The following is a 24,835-nucleotide window of genomic DNA, read 5'->3' as shown; positions in this document are numbered from 1 at the left end:
TGTAAGAAATTGTTAAATCAAAGATGAGTTGAAGATGAGGATAAAATTTCAAGTATTAATAAAATGAAGGCTCTATGAAATTATAAATTAAAAATAATCTGACAATAAAAACAAAAATTATAAAAAATCACCCGACAATAAAATATGACACAAAAAAATCTGTTGCTTTCCCAACAGATTTTTCTCTTTATTAAGCTGTCTTAATCTCCCTTGATCTCAAGGCATTTACACCCAGTAGGACAATGGAAATGGTAAGAAGAATGTGTCCCACCCCACTAATAGATATAAGTCCAATCTCTGTTAGTCGCATAGGGAGATGTGGGTCTACAAGACCGTGGATAATCATAGAAGTGAAGGCAAGGTAGATTCCAAAGTTGTAAATGTTAAATAATTTTTTTATTTTTTCATCAGAAAGGTCTGAGTTTTTGACCAAGAGATAAAAAATTCCTGGAAGGGCAAAGCCCAGAATAATTAGGTGAGTGTGGGCTAGAGACATATACTTTGTCACTTCAAAGACTTTTCCCAATTCCCTGTAAGATGCCCCAACTAAGATACCTGATAGGAGATAGGCAAAGGCATACTCCATGAGGTCCCTCTTTACAAAATCATCTTGCAAGTTCTTATAAAGCTTTAGGACAATTAGGACATACATGACAGTCTTTGGCATCATTAGCATTCCAATAGTGGGATAAATATTCTTAAATAAAACTACTGGTATGTAGAAGAGGAAGCTAAAGAAGACATAAATGTAAAGTCTCCTAAATTCTTCTCGGCTCCTATTTTTAAATAAAAGGAAGATGTCAACTAGACCCATAATGACAAAAGGAAGATTGGAAATAAGATCCATGCTTCCATCTCCTTTAAAGGAAATAAAGACTGTCACCACTCTTAAGGCAAATAGACCAAGCATTGTGAGGTCAAGACCCTTGTTTTTTAAGTCCTTGGTCTTCTTGATGTAAAAATAAAACAAGAGATAAAAAACTGACATTGTAATAGAAGAAACCCTAGTCCCAACAAAGAGTGAAGTCGAATTAATTGCAAAACCATTGTCCATGACATTGGCAATAATTCTTGGGACTAGGTGGAAGGAGTCGCCAAGTCCAAGTAGGAGAGTCATTGATCCAAGGGTTAAGCTGTCCTTGTGATTTATTAAAAGCATTCTTATGCCCAAAAAGATGACAAGGCTGAGATAGAGTCCGTCAAAAAATATTTCAAATTGATTCATTATTTATACCTCCTAACAACCATTTGATATAGGTGTCACATATTTCCAAAAATTCTTCTTTTGAATAGTCCCTTGTTATGGACTCCTTTAGAAGCTGGTGGAAGATGGCCATGGTGAAGACCATGCGGTGGTAGTTGTCTCTCGACAATTTTTCCAATAAAAAGTTTTTGCCATGACTGACAAAGGAATCTTCAAACAAGAAAAATTTAGGCACATATAATTTTTTTAAATTTTTGTCGTAGAGTTCTTCTGATAAATAATCCCTGTAGGCCCAGAGAGTTTTCTCAAGGTCGCCGCCATTTTCCTTGTAGAGAAAATAAAACTTGTGATGGACCTGGCCGGTTTCCTTTTGAAGGAGACTGTCGTAACAATCCTCAAGGCTCTCAAAGTATTGGTAAAAAGAACCTCTTGCTATATCAAGTTTTTTGACAATACCAGAGACACTGATTTTCTTAAGGTCCTCTTCTTCAAAATATTCCTTGAGGCTTCTATAAATTTCTTCTTTTCTCTCTTCATCTAAGTTATTAAAAGTATTCTTTGCCATATTACCTCCTAAAGTGACACCTTGTCACTTGACTTAATAGTAAATCTATTTAAAATATTTGTCAAACTTTTTTATAAAAGTTTTTAAGTCAAAAATTTTGTAAATTTAAAAATAATTTTATATTAAACGAAGACTCATCACTTTACTTTTATAAAGAAGTAATTTGATATGTTAAATCTTCCTCTTTTAGGGTATAATAAAATTAGAAAGAAATATATAAAATAAATAGGAGGCAAGAGATGAAAATATTAGTACCAATTGATGGATCAAAGAGTTCAAAAAAATCAGTTGACGTTGCAAGAGACATGGGAGAAAAGCTAGGCGCTGAACTACTTATCCTCACAGTGACACCAGAAACTTCTATTTTTGAGCAATACCCAGCTAACTTCAACTTCACACTTGAAATTGACAAGGCAAATGTTGAAAGAGCTGAAATGATACTTAAGGATGCTGAAAGTGATTTAAATGGTTATCCACACGGAGTAGAAACTTTTTACACTTCAGGCAATCCTGGTGAACAAATTTGTAAGTTTGCCGAAGAAAAAGATGTAGACTTTATTATCATGGGCAACAGGGGACTTGGTGCTTTTTCAAGAACACTCCTTGGCTCAGTTTCAAATAAGGTAATTAACCATTCAAAGAAATCTGTTCTTGTTGTTAAGGCAGATATTTAAAATTAAGGACGGGTTTTCCGTCCTTTTATTTTTGGGCAAATAAATAGAGTCAGGGCTTGTCCCTGATTTTTATTTGTAAAATCTTTGAGTCACTTGGACATAATTTTATAAAAACCTTATCACAAGAGACTTAAAATTTTTAAAGAAGTGAAGTTAAAAGACAAAGCTAGGCAAAAAAGATTTCCAAATTTATTAAAATTTACGAAATAGTCATAAAATATTTACTAATAGTTTATTTTTTATCAAATAGGAAATTGTTTTTAAATAAAAGTTTTTAAATAAAGAAAGTCTTGAAAAACTAAGACAGAATGTTATAATAGAAATAACGTATGTTAATTAAATAACATTCTTTAAATTATTGTTAGGGGGATTTTAAATGGATTTAAAATTGGATAAGGAACATCTATTATTACAACAAATGTATCGCGCTTTTGCTGAAAATGAAGTAGAACCAGTTGCTGCTGATGTAGATGCAACTGAAGAAGTTCCTATGGAAAATGTTAAAAAGATGGCCAGATATGGTTTCTTCGGAATACCATTTCCTAAAGAATACGGTGGACAAGGTGCTGACTACCTAGCTTATGCTATGGCAGTAGAAGAACTTTCTAAGAAATGTGCTACTACTGGTGTAATTGTTTCAGCTCACACTTCACTTTGCTGTGCTCCAATCTATGAAAACGGAACAGAAGAACAAAAGAAAAAATACTTACCAGACTTACTAGCAGGTAAAAAATTTGGTGCTTTCGGACTTACTGAACCAGGTGCTGGTACTGACGCAAGTGGTCAAAGAACAACTGCTGTACTTGATGGAGACGAATATGTACTTAACGGTTCAAAAATATTTATAACAAACGCTGGATTTGCTGATGTATTTATCGTTATTGCAATGACAGACAGATCTAAGGGTAACCACGGAATTTCAGCTTTCATAGTTGAAAGAGGAACTCCAGGCTTCACTGTTGGTGAACCAGAAGACAAGATGGGTATCAGAGGATCTTCTACTTGCGAACTTATTTTTGAAGACTGTAGAATACCAAAAGAAAATCTTCTTGGAAGAGAAGGTAAGGGATTCGCTATCGCTATGAAGACACTTGATGGTGGTAGAATTGGAATCGCATCTCAAGCACTAGGAATTGCTGAAGGTGCAATTGATGAAACTGTAAAATACACTACTGAAAGAAAACAATTCGGCAGAAGAATTTCTCAATTCCAAAACACTCAATTTGAACTTGCAGATATGAAGACAACTGCAGAAGCAGCTCAACTATTAGTTTATAGAGCAGCAGACGCTAAGGGAGCAGGCCTTCCTTACGGACACTTTGCAGCAATGGCTAAATTATTTGCAGCTGATGCAGCTAGTGATATTACTAGAAGATGTCTACAATTATTCGGTGGATACGGATACACTCGTGACTATCCAATAGAAAGAATGATGAGAGATGCTAAGATTACAGAAATTTACGAAGGTACATCTGAAGTAATGAAGATGGTTGTATCTGGCTGGATGGGCGTTAAATAATCGGAAGGAGTAATATAAATGAATATAGTAGTATGTATTAAACAAGTACCTGATACTAATGAAGTTAGACTTGACCCTGTTACTAATACACTTATTAGGGACGGAGTACCAAGTATTATAAACCCTGATGATAAGTCAGGTCTAGAAGTTGCACTTAGACTTAAAGATGAAAATCCAGATGATGTTCACGTAACAGTATTATCAATGGGACCTCCACAAGCAGAAGGTGCACTAAGAGAAGCACTTGCAATGGGCGCTGATGAAGGAATCCTAGTATCTGATAGAGCTTTTGGTGGAGCTGACACTTGGGCAACATCTTGTACAATCACTGCAGCACTTGAACACCTTGATTTTGACCTAATCATCTGTGGTAGACAAGCAATCGACGGTGATACTGCACAAGTTGGACCACAAATCGCAGAACACATTGGAGTTCCACAAGTTTCTTATGTAGAAGAACTTGACCTTGATGAAGACAAAAAGGGTATTACAGTTAAGAGACAATTCGAAGACAGATACCACACAATTAATATTAAATTCCCATGCCTAATTACTGCAATCGCAGAATTAGCTGAACCTAGATATATGACAATTGGTAAAGTATTTGAATCTTACCAAAAAGAAATCAAAGTTTGGGGTCTAGAAGATATTAAAGACAAACTTGATATGGCAAACATAGGACTTAAGGGTTCACCTACAAAAGTTAGAAAATCTTTCCCTAAACAAGGTAAAGGTAAGGGCGTACTTTTAACTGACTTAACTGCTGACGAAGCAGCTCAAGCTATCGTTGCTAAACTTCAAGAAAAGTATATTATCTAATTGGGGGTTTAAAAATGAGTAAAGATGTATTTGTATTTATAGAACAAAGAGACAATAAACTTGAAAAAGTTGGAATAGAACTTCTAGGAAAGGCAAGAGAACTTGCTGACGCTCTAGAACAAGATGTTGTTGGTGTTATCCTTGGTGACAAGGTTAAAGACCACGCACAAACTCTTATTAAACACGGCGCAGACAAGGTAATCGTAGTAGAAGACCCTATCCTAAAAGAATATGTTACTGAACCTTACGCAAAGGCAATAACAAAAATAATTAAAGATAAAGAACCAGAAATCGTGATTTACGGTGCATCATCAATAGGTCGTGACCTTGCTCCAAGACTTGCAGCAAGAATTCACACAGGACTTACTGCTGACTGTACAAAACTAGAAATAGATCCAGAATCTAAAAACCTAATGATGACAAGACCAGCATTTGGTGGTAACCTAATGGCTACTATCGTTTGTGAAGACTTTAGACCACAAATGGCTACAGTAAGACCAGGCGTTATGCAAGCACTTGATTCTGACGATTCAAGAAAAGGCGAAGTTGAAGAATTCAAAGTTGACTTCACAGATGCTGACATGAATGTTAAAATTCTTGATATTGCAAAAGAAGAATCACACAAGAAAGATATCACAGAAGCTAAGATCCTTGTATCTGGTGGACGTGGAATTGGTGGACCAGAAGGATTCAAACCACTTCAAGAACTTGCTGACAAGCTAGAAGCAGAAATCTCTGCATCAAGAGCATCAGTAGACTCTGGTTGGATCACAAAAGATCACCAAGTTGGACAAACTGGTAAGACAGTTAGACCAGAACTTTACTTCGCAATGGGTATCTCTGGAGCAATCCAACACGTTGCAGGTATGGAAGACTCTGACCTTATCATAGCTGTTAACAAGGACCCAGAAGCAGCGATCTTCGAAGTAGCTGACCTAGGAGTAGTTGGAGACATCAACGCAGTTGTTCCAAAACTAGTAGAAGCTATTGAAAGAGAACAAAAAATTAAAGCAGAAATTTAATCTAAATTAAATTTTAATTATAAGAAGAGGCTACAAATTTGTAGTCTCTTTTTTGCTGCAAAAATTATGAGTCTTGTAAAGTTTAAGAGATGATAAGTCTTTATAAACTTACAAATAAATCTAAAGTCCTAAGATGTGAAAATTAAAAAATCAGAAAGCTATATAAATTTATTAAGTAGAAATATATGGCAAAGTCATAAAGAAGTGTGACTTAATAAAAAACTATAGGGGAGTAAGACTTAGTGACTTAATAGAAAATTTTGAAATAGGAAAAATTTAATAAGTAAGAAAAAATTATGAAGGCGTGAAAGTTTAATAAGTGAGAAAAAAATTATGAAGGCGTGAAAGTTAATTAAGTAAGAAAAAATATTGACTTATAGATTTTTAGAAAGTGGGAGTAAATCACAGATTCACTAGAAATTACAAAGTGAAAGAAAAGCAAAGAGTTACAAAAAATTACAAAGTAACAAATAATTCTAAAGTTATGAATTAAAAAGACCTTAAATTACAAAATCAATTGAAAGATAAAAATAAACTCAGAATAAAAACCCAATTAAGTTTAATGTGAAAAAAAAGATAAAGTCCAAGGCAAAATTTATTAAAACTATAAATTTCCTGAATAAAAAATATTGAGGAAGACAAGTTCAAAGAAATAAAGTTTTGATAAAAATACTAGGATTTTGCAGGAGAAAGTGTTAAAATGTTCTTTAATATTTTTTAAGGCAAACAAATTATCAGACTAAATTGATTAATACTTGAAAAATATAAAAAATAAAATGGGGGGAAGAAAGATGAATAAGTCCTATGTATTTTATAATGGGGAAATAGTAGAAGAAGAAAAGGTGTCTATAAGCATTAGGTCCAAGGTTGTCAACTACGGTCTAGGAGTCTTCGAAGGTATTCGTGCCTACTGGAACGAAGAAGAAGAACAACTCTATGCTTTCAAACTTGTGGAACACTACGAGAGATTTTTACAATCGGCTAAAGTTGCCAACCTAGAAGTAGGCTATACAGCAGAAGAATTAGCAGACTACACAATCGAGCTCCTAAGAAAAAAATGGATTTAGAGAAACAACATACATCAGACCAATTGCCTACAAAGACGGAAAAACTGTTGGTATTAGCCTACACGGACACGAAGATGACTGCGTAGTAATCTACCTACAACCCATGGGCAAGTACATTGACAAAGAAGCCTTCAAGGTAAAGGTATCATCGTGGGTAAGGATAGCAGACAACATGTTGCCACCAAGAACAAAGGCCACAGCAGGCTACCTAAATTCAGCCCTAGCATCCTTTGAAGCTACAAAAAATGGCTACGACGAAGCAGTTTTATTAAATAGAAATGGCTTTGTATGTGAAGGACCTGGAGAAAATATCTTCCTATACAAGAAGGGCAAGCTAATGACTCCTCCAGCATCAGATGACATCTTAGAAGGAATCACAAGAGACCTTGTAATGAAACTTGCAGAAGAAGAACTAGGAATCCAATGTGTGGAAAAATCCATTGCAAGGACAGAACTTTATAACGCAGACGAAGTCTTCTTCTCAGGAACAGCAATGGAAGTTGCTCCAGTAGTTGAAGTTGACGACATCAAAGTTGCCGACGGCAAGCCAGGCAAGGTGTGCCTAGAACTCAAAAAACTTTTTGCAGACCTAACACATGGCAGAAATCCAAAATATATGGATGCCCTAAGGCCAGTTTACGAAAAATAAATATTATAAGATATGAGTCAGTGGATCAAGCCACTGACTTTTTTTATTGGCAAGAATTTTCTGATGAATAATCTATAGGAAAACAGATATAAATCAAGAAGAAAATTATGAAGAAACATATGTCTTAAAAACAATTTTTCCTTAATTTCTTACCAATAAGACAAAGAAGAAATATTACAAAAACATTAAGTATAGATGAGCAGGGATAATCGATAAAAAATTTTTCAAAAAGTAAATAAAAAAATAAAAAAACAATTTTACCTAAGAGAAAGTAAATTTAATATAAATCTATAAATAGATAAAGGAGAACAAAATGGTATAAAATAGCCAGAAAATCCAGTTGAATAAAAAATCAGAAGCCAAAGAAAGAAAACAATAATTTATTGGTGCAATTGAGTGAGCAAAATAAAATACAAAAATCATCTAATGAATGTGAAAAGAACTTAATTGAAGCTTGAAAAAAACTTGTAAAAAAGCTTAACTTTGCTATTTTAATGGTATAATGTAGTATACAGGACTATAGAAGTAAACTATAATCCGTAAATTTTAATAATTAAATCTACGGATTTTTACTTGCTTAAAATACTTATTATTTATAAGTTCTATAAATATAGTTAAAGAAGATATTTTGAATAAAATATTTAAATATTTTAAAAGGAGATAGTAAAGGATGAAAAACCCAATTAAGAATGGTAAAGAGGTCTTTGCCGTACTTTCTATGGCGACAGTGATGTCAATATCAATGTCTGTAAAAGTAGATGCAGCATCAGATACTGGAATAGCAGGAAGCGCAGCTAAAGCTACTATAGAAAGAACAGTTAAAGAATCAAAAGAAAGTAATAATACTGAAAGTCCTACTTCTAAGGAAGAAGTATCAAGTAGTCAAGATACTAAAAAAGAAGGCAAAAAAGATACTGAAGCTACAGAAGAAGGAAGTTCAGACGTAACTGAAGATACTTCTAGGACAAAAGATGAAAATACAACTTTTTCAAAGTATGGAGAAGAAAAAGATTCTACATTAGAGCTTGGAGAAGAAAATGTAAATGAGCCTCTAGGTTCAACAGGAGAATCTGAAAATGAAGCTAATGGTGATAAATTTTCTCCAATTTCTGAAAGAAATGTAGAAGGAAAAGATGGGCAAGTTGAAGCTACTGAAGTTAATGGTGATAAATTTTCTACAGCTTCTGAAGGAAATGCAGAAGGAAAAGATGGGGAAACTGAAGCTACTAAAAATAAAGATGCTAAAATTCCTGAAAAAAGCAATATAGAGGAAAAAACTCAAGGAGATAGCAATCTAGGTTTTTCTGATGAAAAGCCTGCAGAAGCTAAACAAGCGGAACCAGCTGAACCAAACTATTCCGGCGATGAAAAGAAGGTAGGAGACTACCGCGAAAGCCAAATGGAACCGGGCCAAGTAGATGAAAATGGCAACCTAGTTTCCGGTGGTCCAACCAATACTGAAGCAAATAATCCTGATATGGATTTTAAGGACGGAGCTCGCTACAAGACCCTAGAACCGGGTGCCGATAGTCCAGACAAGAAAAAGTTTGGTATTGAAATAGAAATCGACAAAGAAAAGGGCCAAAGGACCTATACGGAGATTGGCTTTACCAATTCTGGACTTCTTGGAGGAGTACTTGATAATGGCTCTAACCCATCAAATGATGAAGGAAAAAAGCTTGCTGATGGCTTCAAAGACCCTAACTACAAGGCTGAAGCTGATCTTGATATAACGTCTTCAGGAAAACAAAGGAATGTGAATATTTGGGCTAGTGAAGAAGACCTAAAGCATATCAATAACACAGCTAATGACAATACAACCATGGCTTGGCAAGGCAAATACAAAGCTGATAATCCTAATGGTCTGAAAGCTACTCAAGGGAATAATGCTAGCTTTATTTTTACAGTCAACCCATGGCCAAATGAAAATGACAAACTCCAATTAATTAAGCTAGAAGGAGAGTACAAGGACAAGGTCTTTGTCAAAGGCCAAGAAGTAGATACAAAGATTAAAGTAGAAAACCTAGATGACAATGCAAAGGAAAGACTAGTAGGCCAAGTTTATAATCCAAACACAGGCAAGGTCGTACCGGGCGCCAGTGCCTATATTGACGAAAATGGTATTGTTAAGGTAAAAATGCCTAAGGGCGCCCTAAAACAGGATGCAAGTGGCAAGTATGTAGTAGATGAAGAGTCTATTTTTAACACAGCTGACTATAAGGGCATCCAACATCTAGATGTCAGATTTTTTGCCCGTCCTAGAACTAAAGCTGAGTTTGAAAATGTAGCTACTAAAAACAATGAATTTACCAATGGTGATGCAAAGTATGTAGGAACAGATGCCGGTACAGGAACAATCAACCACAAAGGCATAGATATAGAAATCGACAAGCAAGGCATTGACCGCTACGACCACTACAATCTAATTGGTAAGTTCAACCTAAACCTTGACGACACAAGACACTACGAGCAAGAATTCAAAGACGATAAAGGAAATACACTTGATGAACACACTTCTACAAAAGTAATACCCGGTGAAGACTTTAGTGTCGAGATACAAGATCCGGCAGAAACCGGAGGTACTCAAAAAACCGGTGCAGAAATGGACGGCGCTTATAGTCGTGGAGAAGCTTCTGGCAAACTAAAAGCAGAATTCCTTGATATAGCCAATAAACAAATTGCTGATGATTTAGGAGTTGATTATAAGGAATTTATCACAAGCGACGAATATAAAGACAAACGCTGGACGGTTGTTGGTAAGTCTGACAATATTTCAAAGTTTACAATAAGAGCTCCAAAACAAGCCAAGGCCGGAGACTTCTTAGCCCTACCTGTTGAATACACTTACACAAATGGTTCTACAGACACTCACTGGTTCCATTTTGTTGTTCAAGAAACTAACAACAACAAACCAGAATACTTGGCAGAAGTAGGACCACAAGGCAACTCCTTAGTTAATAAACCAATTGTTACAACTAGTGAAGAAGACTTAAAGAAAAACCAACCGGAGTCCTACGAACTTATTGGTGATACCTTTAAAGACAATAAGGGCAATGTTTGGAATGTATCTATCGACCAAAAAACTGGTGCTGTAACAGCAACCCTTCCTACAAATCTTCCTGGTGGTAAGGAAATCAATGGTGGCGAAAAATTAACTGTTCCTGTCAAGGTAAAATACACTGACCAAACGACAGGTGAAGAAAAAACTGAAGAGATTAAGGCACAGTTTATTGCCACAAAGCAACACAAGACTTTAACCAATGAAACTACAACTTCGGAAATACCTTATGAAACAGAGGTCGTATACGACGAAAATCTTCAAGAAGGTCACTTCCAAGAAACACAAGCTGGTCAAAAGGGAGAACTAAAGATAACTTTCGTTCAAGATACCCTAAATGGCAAAAAAGGTATTTTCCAACAAGACGGAACTTTTAAAGAAGGGGAAAGTCAAATTGTTGTTGAAACGACAAAAGAGCCTACAAAAAGAATTATAAAAATCGGTACAAAGCCAGCTACAACAAAGGTAGAAATTCCATTTGATACAGAATATGAAGTTGACAACAACCTAGAAGCAGGAAAAACCGAACTTGTGAATGATGGTGAAAAGGGTGAAGTGACCATCACCACAACAAGAAATGAAGATGGAACAATTACTGTAAATCAAAATGTTACTAAAGAGGCTAAAAAGAAGAAAATTAAAATCGGTACAAAGACTCAAGGTCAACTTGTGGACACAGATAAGATTCCATTTGGATACAAGGTAGAATTTGATCCTGACTTCTACAAGAACTATCCGGATGCTACAGAAAACTACAAGATTGTAACTCCTGGTAAAGAAGGAGAAAATACAAAGACTTGGACTATTGTCAATTCAGAAAAAGTAGGAGATCCAGAAGTTAAAATAACAGATCCAGTAGACGCTGTAATTAAAGTAGGACAAAAAGACTACTCCGGCACTGTAAAAAACATTGTAACTAAAGAAATACCATACACTGTAAGAGTAGTAGAAAATCCAGAACTTGAAGCAGGCAAATCTAATGTTAAGCAAAAAGGGGTTGCAGGTTCTAAGACATTTGAATACTCTGGCGATATTATAAATGGTTCCTTAAAAGAAGGTACACAATTTACTGAAAAAGAACTTACTGATAAATATGTAGCTCCACAAGAAGAAATTATTGAAATTGGTACAAAAACAGCTAATAACGAAAAGACCTACGAACGCGAAGTTGGTGTTGAAGTAGAATATGTTTATGACAACACTAAAGAAAAAGGTTATCGTAATATTGAAGAGCTGGTACCAGGCAAGGTTATAACAAAAGTTGTCAATAAATATAATCCTGAAACAGGAGAAATTGAAACTACTGAAGAGATTGAAGTAATCCCAGGAAAGAGAAAGGTTACCTTTGGAACGAAAGACTTTACTGGAGCATATGAAGAAGTAGATAAGAACATCGTTCCTTATGAAACAGAAATCGTCTTTGATAGTAACCTTAAAGCTGGAGAAAAAGTAGTTGATCAAGCTGGAGTAAATGGAGAAACGACTACAACAACTAAGAAACATATAGAAAATGGTGAAGTTGTACGAAGCGAAGATCCAGTTACTGAAGAAACTAAAAAAGTACAAAACCAAATCATAAGAGTAGGTACTATGACTGATGGCAAACACTCTTATACAGAAAAACTTCCATATAAGTATGAAATTGAATATGATGAAAACTTAAAGGCTGGAGAATATGTCATTGATGTTGAAGGTAAAGAAGGATCTAAAACCACTGAATGGACTATCAAAAACTCTGAAGTAGTTGAAGACTCTACAAGTGTAACAGAACACACACCGGCAACCAATGCTAAGATAAGAGTTGGAAAGAAAGACTTTACAGGAAACGTAAGCCACGAAGTGACAGAAGAAATTCCTTATGATGTAAAAGTAATTGAAGATCCAAACATGATAGCTGGAACAAGCGAAGTAGTTACAGAAGGTAAAGCCGGATCCAAGACAACAAAATATACTCAAGGAATTAGAAATGGAGAGGCTGAGGGCGAACTTTCTTCTGAAGTAACATCAACAACAAATCCTACTCAAAAAGTAATCAAGGTAGGTACAAAGCCAGCTGAAAATAATAAGGATTACGCACAAGATGTAGATGTAAAAGTTGAATATGAATATAATCCAAATCTTGACAAAGGTGTAGTTCAAGTTGGCGAGTTGACTAAGGGCAAGGTTGAAACAAAGATTGTCAACAAATACGATCCTAAGACAGGGGAAGTGACAACTACTGAAGAAGAAATAGTTAAAGATGCAACTCAAAAGATTATTGTAGGTACTAAAGACTTTACAGGAACTTACAAGTATGAAAAGACTTGTCCACTTCCATTTGAAGTAGAAATTAAAGAAGATCCAAATCTTGCTAAAGGCGAAAAAATTGTAGACCAAAAAGGCGAAGCCGGATCTAAGACAACTTACTATGAACAAGATATTAAAAATGGTCAACCAAATGGAGATCCAAAGCAACTAAACGAAAAAATAAACTCTCAACCTAAAAACCATATTGTCCGTATAGGTACAAAAGTTGCAGAAGGCTCAACAGTAGAAACTGTGGAAAAAGATATTCCTTACGAAACTAAGATAACTTATGATGAAAATCTTGATGCTGGAAGCCAAGTTGTAGATAAAGAAGGTGTAATTGGTAAGGAAAAAGTAACAGTTACAACTAATATAACTGATGGTAATGGAGAAACTTCTAAAACAACTGAAACTATTAAAGATAAAGAAGATAGGATAGTTAGAGTTGGTGTAAAACCAGTTGTTAAAGAAACTGAACTTGGTAACAACACTGAGTACAAACACAATCCAGAACTAAAAGTTGGCGAAGAAAAAGTTATCGAAGAAGGCTCTAAGGGTTCTGTAAAATATACTACAACCTTCAACAAGAAAACTGGTAAGCTTGAAGTAAAAGAAGAAAGAGTTGAACCAAAGAACAAGGTTGTTGAATATGGTTCTAAGACAGATGGCGAATTCACTTATGAAAGCGAACAAGCTTACGATATTAAGGTCATAGAAGATCCTAATCTTGAAGCTGGAAAAACTGTAGTAGATAAAGAAGGCATAGTAGGAAAAACTAAGACCACTGTTAAGGTTGAAAACTCTAAAAAGTTTCTGAAAATACTGAAACTCTTATAGAAAAACAAGACAAGATAGTTAGAGTTGGAACTAAAAATGTTTGTGAAATTCCACCAGTAAAACCTGGAGAAGATCCAAAAGATCCAGACAAAGACCCAGGTAAAGAAGATCCAAAAGATCCAGACAAAGACCCAGGTGAAGAAGATTCAAAAAATCCAGACAAGGACCCAGGTAAAGAAGATCCAAAGGATCCAGATAAGGAACCAGGTGAAGAAGATTCAAAGGATCCAGACAAGGACCCAGATAAGGGAGATCCTAATAAACCAGGAAACAACACTCCTTCTAAACCAGGAAATAAAGATCCGTTTAGACCAGGAGAAGATAAACCAAACCAAACTTCTGAACCAGGTGATAAGACTCCTAACAAACCAGAAGATAAGACTCCTAACAAGATTGTAGAAAACCCAAGTGAAGATCCAAAGGATTCTCCACAAGAATCTCCAGAAAAACCAAAGACTGAAGATGTAAAGGATATTGAAAAGAATTCTACTCCTGAAGAAACTAGAGAAGTAGAAAAGAAAGAAAATCTTGAAGATGATAATCTTGTTAAGAACAAGGGCATCGAAAGACAAGTTACAAGCGATGACAAGGCACCTAAGACAGGCGACGCTGGCCTTGCAATGGAAACTGCATCCGCTGGATTTGCATCAGGTCTATTACTTCTATTAAAGAGATTTAAGAGAAGAAAAGAAGATGAAGAATAAAAATTAATTTTTAGAGACAGTCCTAAGGGCTGTCTTTTTTTATGGTTTTTATGGTTTTATAGATAGAAATTTTCAAATATTTAGAGAGGGCTTATAAAATATATTTTTAAAATTTCAGAGCTAAGATGAATTTTTGAAGGGATAATTTATTGTGAGTTTGTAATTATTTATGACTTTAAAATATTTTATGAAGTTGGAAAAATTTTTTATAACATTAATAATTTATTAACTAGAAATTTAATAGGACTTGGGATATTTTTATTGCCTAAAAGATTTTTACCAAGTCAAATCTTTTTGTTAAGTAGTAAGAAATTGTGAACTTAGAAAAAATTAAAAAACTTAAAAAGCAAATTAAAATAAAAATTTTAATAAGAAAAATAGGGCTGGCAAGTAAAGTTATTGTAAAAATGGCGACTTAAATGGTATTATAGAGAAAGGTGATATTATGAAAAAAACTTTAATGGCTCTTGGCCTTAGCGGTCTTTTAATTTTATCTGGCTGCAAGAACCAGGGAGCAAACAATATAAAAAATGAAAACACAAATTCAAATGAAAGTGTGGCATCTCTTGAAGTCAACAAGGATGGGGACAAGCAAGAGATTGAATTCTACGACACTTTTGACACTGTGATCCACATTGCAATTTACACTGACGACGATGACTTTGCCAAGGAAAATTTGACCTATGCCAAGGAAAGATACCAAGACCTCCACAAGCTTTTTGACAACTACAAGAACTATGATGGTCTTGTGAATTTAAAGACAGTTAACGATGAAGCTGGTGTAAAGCCAGTGGTGGTTGATGATGTTTTATTTGACCTAATAAAAACTTCTGTTGATGACTACAAAAATATATCTCACAACACAAATGTTGCCCTTGGACCTGTTACAAAACTTTGGAATGAATATAGGGACCTTTACGAAGGAGGAAAGACTAAGGAAGAAGTCATTGCCCTAAAGGGACAAGCCCTTCCAAGTGATGAAGAGCTGGAAAAACTACGTCCACTTACAAACATTGATAATGTAAAATTAGATGAAGGGGAAAAATCTGTCTACCTTGAAGAGGGAATGGAACTAGACCTTGGTGCCACTGCCAAGGGTTATGCTACAGAACTTGTGGCCCAAGAACTTCGTGAAAGGGGAGTTACTTCTTGCGTAATTTCTGCTGGTGGAAATGTGAGAATTATTGGCAAGCCAACAGATGGCAGAGAAAACTTTAGGATTGGAATCCAAAACCCAGATCTAGAAAGCCCTGAACAAGTTTTGACGACTTTAAATGTTGCCAACACTTCTATTGTCACAAGTGGTGACTACCAAAGGTACTTTGACCTTGACGGTGTGAGATACTGTCACATCATTGACCCAGACACTCTAAAGCCAGCTCATGAAATTAAATCTGTGACTGTAATCAAGGATGACTCTGGACTTTGTGACTTCTTGTCAACTGCTGCCTTTAATTCCACTGATGATGAAATAAGAGATTTGGCAGAGAAATCTGATGCAGGAATTGTTTGGGTGGACAAGGACATGAAGATGATGGCATCAGAAAATGCGGAAAAATATTTGGATAAATAGGAGTTATTATGAGGAATAATACTCGCGGCTTAATTTTTCACATCTTAATAGTCTTTATAGTCTTCGCCATAGCTAGCCTTATTAATTTGTCTAGCCAGGTAAGGGGACTTGTATATGGGAACCTTGCTTTCAAGGTTATTTTGGTGGGACTTATTCTTATCCTATATTTTAACTTTGGCAAGGGACTCTCCAAGAAGAATGCCAGGAGCTTGGACTTCTTTGCAGGTAATTTGATTTGGCTAATTGGCCTAATCTTATTTGCCTTTGCCTTTGTTGGCCTGGGCAAGGAAGTCTTCTCAAGGTCAGTAGGTGGATCCTATTGGAAGTTTCCACTAGAATTTTTCTTGATGCCCCAAGTTTACGCTATTAAGGTTTTGGGAATATCTTACAACCCCCTAAGCCTTTTTATTTCAACCCTTATACCTGGCTTTATCTATGGGATTTCAATTAAAATCTCAAGAGCCAAGATGATAAGAAGAAATAGGGCGAGAATGAGAAGAAGATAGGAGGATCTATGACAGGAAAATTTTATAAATACGACATGGAAGAACTCTATGAACTTACAGTAAAGAGATTAGAGGACTTTGGAATAGAATTAGTAGAAATTGCGAAACTCGTGCAAGAATTGCAGGGAGATTATATTGTGGACTTGAGTCTGGAAAGGTGCCTTGAAAGTGTGGAGAGTGTTGTTATGAAGAGGGAATCTATCCACGCAATCTTAACAGGACTTGCCCTTGACGACTTGGCCAATGAAGGCAAGCTACCTGAACCCCTCTTGTCAATTATAAGAGATGACGAAGGCCTTTATGGGATTGACGAAATCCTTACTCTTGGAATTGTGAATATGTATGGGACAATTGGTCTTACTAACTTTGGTTACCTAGATAAGAAAAAAATTGGCATAATCAAGGAATTAGACGAAAAGAAAAAAGTAGAAAGAGTGACTACTTTTGCCGACGACTTGGTGGCAGCTATTGCTGCGGCAGCCTGTGCAAGAGTAGCCCATCAAAATAAAGAATAAATTTATAGATTAGAATTAAATAATTATAAAATGCGGAAGGTCTTATTGTCATAATCAATGAGTCCTTCTTTTTTTAGTTTTGAAAGCTCACGAGAAAGTGACGAACGATTTAAATTTAAAAATTGTGCCAGCTCGCTAATATTAAAATCAATTTCAAAATATTTTGACTTCCTCTTGCGGGCTTCATTGGATAAAAAGTATAAAATCTTTGCACGAGTAGATGGAAGGCTAAGAAGGTTTAGCTTGTCACGCATGAATAAATTCTTACCTGCCAAGATCTTTATGAGATTGTCTTGGACCTTTACAAGTGAAGACGACCCAGATGACTTGTAGGCCTTGTAGTCAAATAAGATGACTTCTGAATCCTCTGTTGCTACAACAGATAGGGGAATCTCTTCCACATCTTTTATAAGTACAGACTCGGCAAAGAGGGCTGGGCCTCTTAACTTGGAAAGAAGAGTCTTGTTGCCAAAGACGTCTTCTATGGATAGGTCCACTTGACCCCTTAATAAAATCCCAAAATAATTTATGGGGTCTCCTGTATTAAAAATTATTTCCTTGGACTTGTAAGTCTTCGCGCTTGATAAAAATTTTTTTATTTCCATTAGTTCATTATCATCAAGACCCTTAAATAGGGCCAGATTTTTTAAAATTTCAATGTCTTTCATTTCCCACCTCTACTATATTTTAGCATTATTAACATAATTATCATAAATTAATTATAATGATTGAAGAAGTGATTGTTAAATGATAAACTATCTTTATAGAGTGATGAGGAGGATATATGAAAGTTACTATTTGCATGGGTGCGAGATGCACTCTTATGGGAGCTAATGCTATTTATGACGCAGTAGAGTACTTACAAGATCATTTGTGCGGACCAGAGTCCGAACTATGTTCTGCAGAAAATTTAGAAGTTGAATTTGCACATTGTCTAAACTATTGCAAGATTCACAATAACGAAGCATCACCAGTTGTCATAGTAGACGACGAGATAATGCTAAAGGCTACTGCACAAGAAGTTAGTGCTAAAATAATTGATAAACTAAGAATATAAGTAATAAGGGGAAGCGATGAAAGAAATTTATGGAACACTTGTCGACATCAGAAGAAAAGTTTTTGCTGAAGTTGCAAGAATTGCCTATAATGATTTAGATATTTCTGCCCTAGAAGAATCCAGCTACAAGATTGTACCTGGCGAAGTGGCAAAATACAGATCTGATATCTTTAGAGAAAGGGCAGTTGTCGACGAAAGACTTAGACTAGCAATGGGGCTAGATGTTAGAGAGATTGGCGTATTTAAAAATGTGACTGACGGTTTTGACAAGGTTGATATCGATACAAATGCCTACGAAAAACCACTAATAAATGTTATAAAGTTTGGTTGCGAAGCTTGTCCAACTAAGGCTTTTTATACAACAGATAATTGCAGAAAGTGTCTTGCACACCCTTGTATAAATGTTTGTCCTGTAAATGCCATTTCTATGGGTAAAGATAGAACTATTATTGATAAAGATAAATGTGTTAGGTGTGGAAGATGTAAAGAAGCATGTCCATATTCAGCAATTGTAAAATACGAAAGACCATGTGCTGCTGCTTGTGGGGTAGATGCCATTTCATCAGACGAATATGGCAGGGCAGAAATCGACCATGATAAGTGTGTTGCTTGTGGAAGATGTATAGCAGAATGTCCTTTTGGAGCAATATCTGACAAGACACAAATCTTCCAACTTATAAAGGCAATAAAATCAGGAAAGAAAGTTTACGGAGCCATAGCACCATCCTACATAGGACAATTTGGTGCCAACACAAGTGCCAAACAAATAATAGAAGCAATAAAACAACTTGGCTTTGAAGATGTATTAGAAGTTGCTCTTGGAGCAGACCTTACAACACTTCACGAAGCCAAAGAATATCTAGAAAGAGTGCCAGAAGACATTCCATTTATGGGTACAAGCTGCTGCTTCTCATGGACACTAATGATAAAAAATGAATTCCCAGAATTCTTTGAACAAGTATCAGACTCAGGTTCACCAATGAGATACACAGCCAACCACATAAAGGCTAAAGATCCAGATGCAGTAGTAGTATTCATTGGACCTTGTACATCAAAGAAACTTGAAGCCCTAGATACAAAGGTAAAATCAGACGTAGACTTTGTAATAACTTTTGAAGAACTAATGGGAATGTTCGTAGCTAAGAACATTGAACCATCTGAAATAGAAGTAGAAGAAAACGTAGATGATGGATCTGCCCTTGGTAGAGGTTACCCAATAGCAGGTGGCGTTGCCGAATCTGTAAAGGTAGTGGCAGAAAAGCTTTCACCAGACAAAGACATCCACATCCAAGGAGCTCATACCCTTGCAGAATGTAAGAAGATGTTAAAAATCGCCAAGGCAGGCAAGCTTGATGGCTACCTACTAGAAGGTATGGCATGCCCTGGTGGGTGTGTAGCAGGTGTGGGAACAATAGCTTCTGTAAATAGAGTTAAGAAGCAAATCGAAAAATTCAAGAAAGAGTCAGCTTATCCAACTCCACTTGAAAATATCCACATCGAAAAAGAAAGAGAAAGTATTTAATAAAAATCCCCATAAATATTGACAAATAAGACTCTATAGTCTAAAATATGTGTCATGTTTAAAAAGCCCCGGAATAATTTTTAAACAATTTAGGAGGAAAATTCATTGAAAAGCTACATGGCTAAAGCAAATGAAGTTGAAAGAAAATGGTATGTTATCGACGCTGAAGGAAAAGTCCTTGGTAGATTAGCATCAGAAATCGCAAGTGTATTAAGAGGAAAGAGAAAACCTATCTTTACACCACATGTGGACTGTGGAGACTTTGTTATTGTAATTAACGCTGACAAGGTTGTATTGACAGGCAATAAATTACATCAAAAAATTCACGCATATCATACTGGATACCCAGGTGGAAGAAAAGAAGTTTCATATGCTGAAATGATGGAAAAGAGACCAGAAAAAGTTATCGAACTAGCAGTTAAGGGAATGCTTCCTAAAAACAGACTAGGCAGAAAGATGATCAAAAAATTTAAAGTTTACACTGGTAACGAACATCCACACGCAGCACAAGCACCTGAAGTTTATGAATTTTAATTGGAGGTAAGAATGGAAACTATACAATACAGAGGTACTGGAAGAAGAAAAAAATCCATCGCCCAAGTTAGACTTCTACCTGGCAATGGAAAATTTATTATCAACGGTAAAGATATCGAAGAATATTTTAACTACGAAACACTAAGAATAGTTGCAAAAGAACCACTAGAACTTACAGAAACAGAAGCATCTTTCGATGTTATCGTAAAAGTTATCGGTGGTGGATACTCAGGACAAGCAGGAGCTGTTAGACACGGCGTTGCAAGAGCTCTACTAGAAGTAGACCCTGAATACAGATCAGTTCTTAAAAAAGCAGGATATCTAACAAGAGATCCAAGAATGAAGGAAAGAAAGAAATACGGTCTTAAAAAGGCTAGAAAATCTCCTCAATTCTCAAAAAGATAATATTATATCATTTTACAAGAGCCCTTGCGAAAGGGTTCTTATTTTTTTTAAAATTTCTTTATATGTTTTTAGACGGAAACCATCTTCAGAAAATCGAAATATAAGAACTTCGATTTGTAGCAAATGTCTGCTCTTACTTTAACATCATTTACAAAGTTATAAATTTTTATGAAGCTATAAGTTTTTAAAAAGTCGTGAAGTCCTATGAGTTTATAATTTTTTATAATGTCGTAAAATTTTATAAAGTTGTAAAAGCTTATGAAGTTGTAATAATTTATGAATTAGTAAATAATTATAAACTTGCAAAACTATATTAAGTAATAATAAATTATAAAAATTTTTAGGGACCCTTGGAAGTCCTTATTTTTATTGACTAATTCTTCATACATTACTTCTACACTTTAGTTTGTATTTGTTGTATAATATCTAAAACTAAAAGGGAGGAAGTTATGAAAAAGTTCAAAAGAATTTTAGTTGCTAATCGTGGAGAGATTGCCATTAGAATTTTCAGGGCAGCAAGAGAAATGGGGATTCGCTCAGTTGCCATCTATTCTGAAGAGGACAGGCTGGCTCTTTTTAGGACAAAGGCCGACGAGTCTTACGAGATTGGCAAGGGGAAGTCGCCTCTTGACGCCTATCTTGATATTGATGAAATAATTAGTCTTGCAAAGAAAAAGGGTGTTGATGCTATCCACCCTGGCTACGGATTTTTATCAGAAAATCCTGAATTCGCAAGAAAGTGCAGGGAAGAAGGAATTACTTTTATTGGACCTAGTCCAGAAGTTATGGAAAAGCTTGGGGACAAGATCACTTCAAAGATTGTTGCAAAGGAAGCAGGTGTTGCCACTATTCCTGGAATTGAGAAGCCAATTCGAAATGAAGATGAAGCTCTTCTCTTCGCCAAGTCTTGTGGATATCCTGTAATGATTAAGGCTGCTGCTGGCGGTGGCGGTAGGGGAATGAGAATTGCCCAGAGCCAAGAGGAACTTTTGGAAAAATTCCAATCTGCTAAGAATGAAGCGAAAAAGGCTTTTGGCGACGACTCCATGTTTATTGAAAAATACCTTCACAAGCCAAAGCACATTGAAGTGCAAATTTTGGGAGACGAACATGGGAATGTAGTCCACCTTTATGAAAGGGACTGCTCCATCCAAAGACGCCACCAAAAGGTAATTGAATACACTCCAGCCTTTTCTCTTCCAGTAGAGCTTAGGGAAGAAATTTGCCAAGATGCCCTAAAGATTGCAAGGTCTATTGGCTATTCCAACGCTGGTACTGTGGAATTTTTAGTTGACTCCAAGGGCGACCACTACTTTATTGAGGTAAACCCAAGGGTCCAAGTTGAACACACTGTAACAGAAATGTGCACTGATATAGATATTGTTCAGTCACAAATATTGGTTGCCATGGGCTACAGGCTTGACAGCGAAGAAATTGGAATCAGTGGCCAAGATGCCATTGACCACAGGGGATTTTCTATCCAATGTCGTGTGACAACAGAAGACCCTCTCAACAACTTTATGCCAGACACTGGGCAAATTAATTTGTACAGGTCATCTTCAGGCTTTGGAGTAAGGCTTGACGGGGGCAACGGCTTTACTGGTGCAGTTATTTCCCCTTATTATGACTCTCTTCTTGTCAAGGTAATTACTGAAGCAAGGACTTGGAAGGACACTATAAGAAAGGCCAAGAGATCTCTTTCTGAATTAAAGGTTGGTGGAGTTAAGACTAACATCGGATTCTTGTTAAATGTTTTAAATACAAGGGAATTTGAAGAGGGAACTTGCGACACAGGTTTTATTGAGGAACATCCAGAATTATTTGAAATTAAATCTTCAAAGGACAAGGAACTTAGGCTCATGAAGATTATTGGAGAGAGGGTTGTCAACGACACTAAGGCCCTTGAGAAAAACTTTGATGTCCCACAAGTTCCAGAATTTGAAAAGAAGGACTTCAAGGGTTACAAGCAAATTTTTGACGAACTTGGACCTGATGGAATTAAGGACCATATCTTAAAGGAAAAGAAGCTACTTTTAACTGATACCACTATGCGTGACGCCCATCAATCACTTATGGCCACAAGGATGAGGACTATTGACCTAGTGAAGATTGCTGAGGCTTTAAACTACAACATGGACAATTTATTTTCTGTGGAAATGTGGGGCGGGGCAACTTTTGATGTTGCTTATAGGTTCCTCCATGAAGATCCATGGGAAAGACTTAGGATTCTTCGTGAAAAAATGCCAAATATGCTCTTACAAATGCTAATTCGTGGCAACAACACAGTTGGTTATAAAAATTATCCAGACAATGTTGTTGTAAAATTTATAAAAGAATCTGCTAAAAATGGTGTTGACCTATTTAGGGTTTTCGATTCACTTAACTGGCTAGATGGAATGAAACTCTCCATAGATCAAGTCCTTGAAAATGGAAAAATTGCAGAAGCTACAATGTGCTACACAGGGGATATCCTTGACGAGTACAGGAACAAGTATTCTATTAAATACTATGTTGACTTTGCCAAGGAACTTGAAAGGACTGGGGCACAAATTCTTGGAATCAAGGATATGTCTGGACTTTTAAAACCTTATGCAGCCAAGAAGTTAATCAAAAACCTAAAGGAAGAAGTGGGACTTCCAATCCACCTTCACACTCACGACACAACTGGCAATGGTGTTGCAACAATCCTTCAGGCAACAGAAGCAGGAGTTGATATTGTGGATACAGCAGTTAACTCCATGAGTGGACTCACTTCACAACCTGCCCTAAATTCAGTTGTGGCTGCACTTAAAAATACAGAAAGGGACACAGAAATTGACCTAGACAAAGCAGAGGATATTTCAAAATATTGGACTGCAGTTAGGCCAGTTTATGCAAACTTTGAATCTGATTTGAAGTCAGGAACTACAGAAATTTATAAGTACGAAATTCCTGGTGGTCAATATTCAAACTTAAAGCCACAAGTTGAATCCTTTGGACTTGGTCACAAGTTTAAGGACGTAAAGGAAATGTACAAGCGTGTCAACGAAATGGTGGGAGACATTGTAAAGGTAACTCCTTCATCAAAAATGGTTGGGGACTTTGCCATATTTATGGTGCAAAATGAACTCACTCCAGAAAATATCTTGGATAAGGGCAAGAACCTAGACTATCCAGATTCTGTCATGACTTACTTTAAGGGAATGATGGGGCAACCTTATGGAGGCTTCCCTAAGGACCTACAAGAAATGATTCTAAAGGGAGAAAAGGCAATAACCAAAAGACCTGGAGAACTCCTTGAAGATGAAGACTTTGATGAAATTAAAAAGCACTTGGAAGAAAAGGGAATTAAGCCAAGTGAAGAAGATATAATTTCTTCTGCCCTATATCCAAAAGTTTTTGATGACTATATTGACTATATAAAGGAAAATGGTGAGGTCACAAGAATAGGCTCAGACGTCTTCTTCCACGGCCTAATGGAAGGTGAGTCCACAGAAATTTCTCTTGAAGAAGGTAAGACTTTGATCGTAACTTTAATTGAAGTTGGAAAGTTATTAGAAGACGGAACAAGAAACCTAACTTTTGAAATAAATGGCTCAAGAAGAACTATTAACATTAAGGACGAAACTGTTAAGTCAGGGGAAAACTTTGGGGAAGAAAAAATTTATGCAGATCCAAAAAATGAAAAAGAAGTTGGCTCTTCTATCCCAGGCAAGATTGTAAAAGTCCTTGTGGCTGAAGGCGACGAGGTTAAAAAGGGAGACAGCCTCTTTATTGCTGAGGCCATGAAGATGGAAACAAATATTGTCGCAAATATTGACGGAAAGGTAAAAGACATCACAGTAAGAGAAGGCGACATGGTGGAAAGTGGCCAGCTACTAATGTATTTTGAATAAAAACTTTATCCTGGGGTAATTTATTAATAAGATTTGAGATTTATAAAGGAAGTGTGAAATGAAAAAGTTATACAGGTCAAGAGACGACAGGGTTCTTGCAGGAGTTTGCGGCGGGATTGCAAAATATCTTGGCGTTGACTCAACTATTGTGAGGATTATAGCTTTTCTCTTAATTGTTCCAGGAGGTCTTAGCATTTGGGCTTACATCGCCCTTGCTATTATTATTCCCAACGAACCCTACGGAAGGATAGAAGGATCCTACGGAGAAAAGTATTCTGATCCCTTCAAGGATAGCTACGACAATTATAGGGAAGAGTACGAAAGACAAAATAATAAAGACGAAGATTTTTATTGAGAAGGAGGTCCTGAGGGGCCTCTTTTTTATTGGACATGAGTAAATAAATATTTCTGTATAAAGTCCCCATTACTTGATACAATATTGTC

The 24,835-nt window shown here is 36.0% G+C and carries 20 protein-coding genes; 16 read left to right on the top strand and 4 right to left on the bottom strand.

The window, feature by feature from the left end; genetic code table 11:
• Positions 1-190: 190 nt before the first annotated feature.
• Positions 191-1,225: a DUF2871 family protein gene (locus I6I93_RS03735; RefSeq protein WP_112889493.1), complete on the bottom strand. Its 1,035-nt coding sequence runs from the start codon at positions 1,223-1,225 to the stop codon at positions 191-193.
• Positions 1,212-1,769, bottom strand: coding sequence for a TetR/AcrR family transcriptional regulator (locus I6I93_RS03730; protein ID WP_112889492.1), 558 nt, complete (start codon positions 1,767-1,769; stop codon positions 1,212-1,214). The genes I6I93_RS03735 and I6I93_RS03730 overlap by 14 nt, the downstream gene beginning before the upstream one ends.
• A 239-nt stretch (positions 1,770-2,008) precedes the next feature.
• Between I6I93_RS03730 and I6I93_RS03725 the strand changes: the two genes are divergently transcribed.
• The 7 genes from I6I93_RS03725 to I6I93_RS03695 all read left to right on the top strand — a co-directional run bounded on the left by I6I93_RS03725 (position 2,009) and on the right by I6I93_RS03695 (position 13,700).
• Positions 2,009-2,443 (top strand): universal stress protein, encoded by a 435-nt coding sequence (locus tag I6I93_RS03725; protein WP_070701366.1) that lies wholly within the window; start codon positions 2,009-2,011, stop codon positions 2,441-2,443.
• Between the two features lie 376 nt (positions 2,444-2,819).
• A complete protein-coding gene (locus I6I93_RS03720) occupies positions 2,820-3,962 on the top strand; it encodes an acyl-CoA dehydrogenase (protein WP_112889491.1) in 1,143 nt (380 codons plus the stop codon).
• A gap of 18 nt (positions 3,963-3,980) precedes the next feature.
• Positions 3,981-4,781 carry an electron transfer flavoprotein subunit beta/FixA family protein gene (locus I6I93_RS03715; protein WP_112889490.1) on the top strand — a complete coding sequence of 267 codons (801 nt, stop codon included), beginning with the start codon at positions 3,981-3,983 and terminating at the stop codon, positions 4,779-4,781.
• A gap of 14 nt (positions 4,782-4,795) precedes the next feature.
• Positions 4,796-5,803, top strand: a complete 1,008-nt coding sequence (locus I6I93_RS03710) for an electron transfer flavoprotein subunit alpha/FixB family protein (RefSeq protein WP_112889489.1) — start codon at positions 4,796-4,798, stop codon at positions 5,801-5,803.
• Positions 5,804-6,594: 791 nt separating this feature from the next.
• The gene (locus tag I6I93_RS03705) at positions 6,595-6,870 is read left to right on the top strand and encodes an aminotransferase class IV (RefSeq protein WP_201621262.1); all 276 of its coding nucleotides are present in this window, start codon (positions 6,595-6,597) and stop codon (positions 6,868-6,870) included.
• 13 nt (positions 6,871-6,883) lie between these two features.
• Positions 6,884-7,519 carry an aminotransferase class IV gene (locus I6I93_RS03700; RefSeq protein WP_201621269.1) on the top strand — a complete coding sequence of 212 codons (636 nt, stop codon included), beginning with the start codon at positions 6,884-6,886 and terminating at the stop codon, positions 7,517-7,519.
• Positions 7,520-8,189: 670 nt separating this feature from the next.
• On the top strand, positions 8,190-13,700 hold the full coding sequence (locus tag I6I93_RS03695) for a G5 domain-containing protein (protein ID WP_236587217.1): 5,511 nt from the start codon (positions 8,190-8,192) through the stop codon (positions 13,698-13,700).
• Here I6I93_RS03695 and I6I93_RS09170 read toward each other — a convergent pair.
• A complete protein-coding gene (locus I6I93_RS09170) occupies positions 13,666-14,256 on the bottom strand; it encodes a hypothetical protein (protein WP_236587216.1) in 591 nt (196 codons plus the stop codon). The two genes, I6I93_RS03695 and I6I93_RS09170, sit on opposite strands and share 35 nt — an antisense overlap.
• A gap of 593 nt (positions 14,257-14,849) precedes the next feature.
• Here I6I93_RS09170 and I6I93_RS03690 point away from each other — a divergent pair.
• From I6I93_RS03690 to I6I93_RS03680, 3 genes are read left to right on the top strand one after another with little or no spacing between them, the layout of a single operon-like run.
• Positions 14,850-15,977 (top strand): FAD:protein FMN transferase, encoded by a 1,128-nt coding sequence (locus I6I93_RS03690; protein WP_112889488.1) that lies wholly within the window; start codon positions 14,850-14,852, stop codon positions 15,975-15,977.
• Between the two features lie 8 nt (positions 15,978-15,985).
• Positions 15,986-16,483 (top strand): hypothetical protein, encoded by a 498-nt coding sequence (locus tag I6I93_RS03685; RefSeq protein WP_070700572.1) that lies wholly within the window; start codon positions 15,986-15,988, stop codon positions 16,481-16,483.
• Positions 16,484-16,491: 8 nt separating this feature from the next.
• Positions 16,492-16,998, top strand: a complete 507-nt coding sequence (locus tag I6I93_RS03680) for a phosphatidylglycerophosphatase A family protein (protein ID WP_112889487.1) — start codon at positions 16,492-16,494, stop codon at positions 16,996-16,998.
• 23 nt (positions 16,999-17,021) lie between these two features.
• On the opposite strand, the gene I6I93_RS03675 is transcribed toward I6I93_RS03680, so the two are convergent.
• On the bottom strand, positions 17,022-17,666 hold the full coding sequence (locus I6I93_RS03675; protein ID WP_112889486.1) for a Crp/Fnr family transcriptional regulator: 645 nt from the start codon (positions 17,664-17,666) through the stop codon (positions 17,022-17,024).
• A 116-nt stretch (positions 17,667-17,782) separates the two neighbouring features.
• On the opposite strand from I6I93_RS03675, the gene I6I93_RS03670 reads away from it, so the two are divergent.
• The 6 genes from I6I93_RS03670 to I6I93_RS03645 all read left to right on the top strand — a co-directional run bounded on the left by I6I93_RS03670 (position 17,783) and on the right by I6I93_RS03645 (position 24,746).
• Positions 17,783-18,055, top strand: a complete 273-nt coding sequence (locus I6I93_RS03670; RefSeq protein WP_005957852.1) for an NAD(P)H-dependent oxidoreductase subunit E — start codon at positions 17,783-17,785, stop codon at positions 18,053-18,055.
• A 16-nt stretch (positions 18,056-18,071) separates the two neighbouring features.
• Positions 18,072-19,577, top strand: a complete 1,506-nt coding sequence (locus I6I93_RS03665) for a 4Fe-4S dicluster domain-containing protein (protein ID WP_070700563.1) — start codon at positions 18,072-18,074, stop codon at positions 19,575-19,577.
• Between the two features lie 105 nt (positions 19,578-19,682).
• Positions 19,683-20,111, top strand: a complete 429-nt coding sequence (gene rplM, locus I6I93_RS03660; RefSeq protein WP_112889485.1) for a 50S ribosomal protein L13 — start codon at positions 19,683-19,685, stop codon at positions 20,109-20,111.
• 12 nt (positions 20,112-20,123) lie between these two features.
• The gene (rpsI, locus tag I6I93_RS03655) at positions 20,124-20,516 is read left to right on the top strand and encodes a 30S ribosomal protein S9 (RefSeq protein ID WP_112889484.1); all 393 of its coding nucleotides are present in this window, start codon (positions 20,124-20,126) and stop codon (positions 20,514-20,516) included.
• A gap of 449 nt (positions 20,517-20,965) precedes the next feature.
• Positions 20,966-24,391 carry a pyruvate carboxylase gene (locus I6I93_RS03650; RefSeq protein ID WP_112889483.1) on the top strand — a complete coding sequence of 1,142 codons (3,426 nt, stop codon included), beginning with the start codon at positions 20,966-20,968 and terminating at the stop codon, positions 24,389-24,391.
• Between the two features lie 58 nt (positions 24,392-24,449).
• Complete coding sequence (locus I6I93_RS03645) at positions 24,450-24,746, top strand: PspC domain-containing protein (RefSeq protein ID WP_112889482.1); 297 nt, start codon at positions 24,450-24,452, stop codon at positions 24,744-24,746.
• Positions 24,747-24,835: the final 89 nt, after the last annotated feature.

It is taken from the genome of Peptoniphilus harei (assembly GCF_016726485.1).
Classification (GTDB): domain Bacteria; phylum Bacillota; class Clostridia; order Tissierellales; family Peptoniphilaceae; genus Peptoniphilus_A; species Peptoniphilus_A harei.
The sequence above is the reverse complement of the archived record's forward strand: the minus strand, read 5'-3'. Positions and strand labels throughout refer to the sequence as shown.

Coding starts and splice junctions, on each gene's coding strand:
- I6I93_RS03725 (WP_070701366.1), top strand. CDS start 2,009: ATGAAAATATTAGTACCAATTGATGGATCAAAGAGTTCAAAAAAATCA.
- I6I93_RS03665 (WP_070700563.1), top strand. CDS start 18,072: ATGAAAGAAATTTATGGAACACTTGTCGACATCAGAAGAAAAGTTTTT.
- I6I93_RS03710 (WP_112889489.1), top strand. CDS start 4,796: ATGAGTAAAGATGTATTTGTATTTATAGAACAAAGAGACAATAAACTT.
- I6I93_RS03730 (WP_112889492.1), bottom strand. CDS start 1,769: ATGGCAAAGAATACTTTTAATAACTTAGATGAAGAGAGAAAAGAAGAA.
- I6I93_RS03735 (WP_112889493.1), bottom strand. CDS start 1,225: ATGAATCAATTTGAAATATTTTTTGACGGACTCTATCTCAGCCTTGTC.
- I6I93_RS03690 (WP_112889488.1), top strand. CDS start 14,850: ATGAAAAAAACTTTAATGGCTCTTGGCCTTAGCGGTCTTTTAATTTTA.
- I6I93_RS03680 (WP_112889487.1), top strand. CDS start 16,492: ATGACAGGAAAATTTTATAAATACGACATGGAAGAACTCTATGAACTT.
- I6I93_RS03675 (WP_112889486.1), bottom strand. CDS start 17,666: ATGAAAGACATTGAAATTTTAAAAAATCTGGCCCTATTTAAGGGTCTT.
- I6I93_RS03645 (WP_112889482.1), top strand. CDS start 24,450: ATGAAAAAGTTATACAGGTCAAGAGACGACAGGGTTCTTGCAGGAGTT.
- I6I93_RS03720 (WP_112889491.1), top strand. CDS start 2,820: ATGGATTTAAAATTGGATAAGGAACATCTATTATTACAACAAATGTAT.
- I6I93_RS03715 (WP_112889490.1), top strand. CDS start 3,981: ATGAATATAGTAGTATGTATTAAACAAGTACCTGATACTAATGAAGTT.
- I6I93_RS03650 (WP_112889483.1), top strand. CDS start 20,966: ATGAAAAAGTTCAAAAGAATTTTAGTTGCTAATCGTGGAGAGATTGCC.
- I6I93_RS03670 (WP_005957852.1), top strand. CDS start 17,783: ATGAAAGTTACTATTTGCATGGGTGCGAGATGCACTCTTATGGGAGCT.
- I6I93_RS03705 (WP_201621262.1), top strand. CDS start 6,595: ATGAATAAGTCCTATGTATTTTATAATGGGGAAATAGTAGAAGAAGAA.
- I6I93_RS03695 (WP_236587217.1), top strand. CDS start 8,190: ATGAAAAACCCAATTAAGAATGGTAAAGAGGTCTTTGCCGTACTTTCT.
- rpsI (WP_112889484.1), top strand. CDS start 20,124: ATGGAAACTATACAATACAGAGGTACTGGAAGAAGAAAAAAATCCATC.
- I6I93_RS03685 (WP_070700572.1), top strand. CDS start 15,986: ATGAGGAATAATACTCGCGGCTTAATTTTTCACATCTTAATAGTCTTT.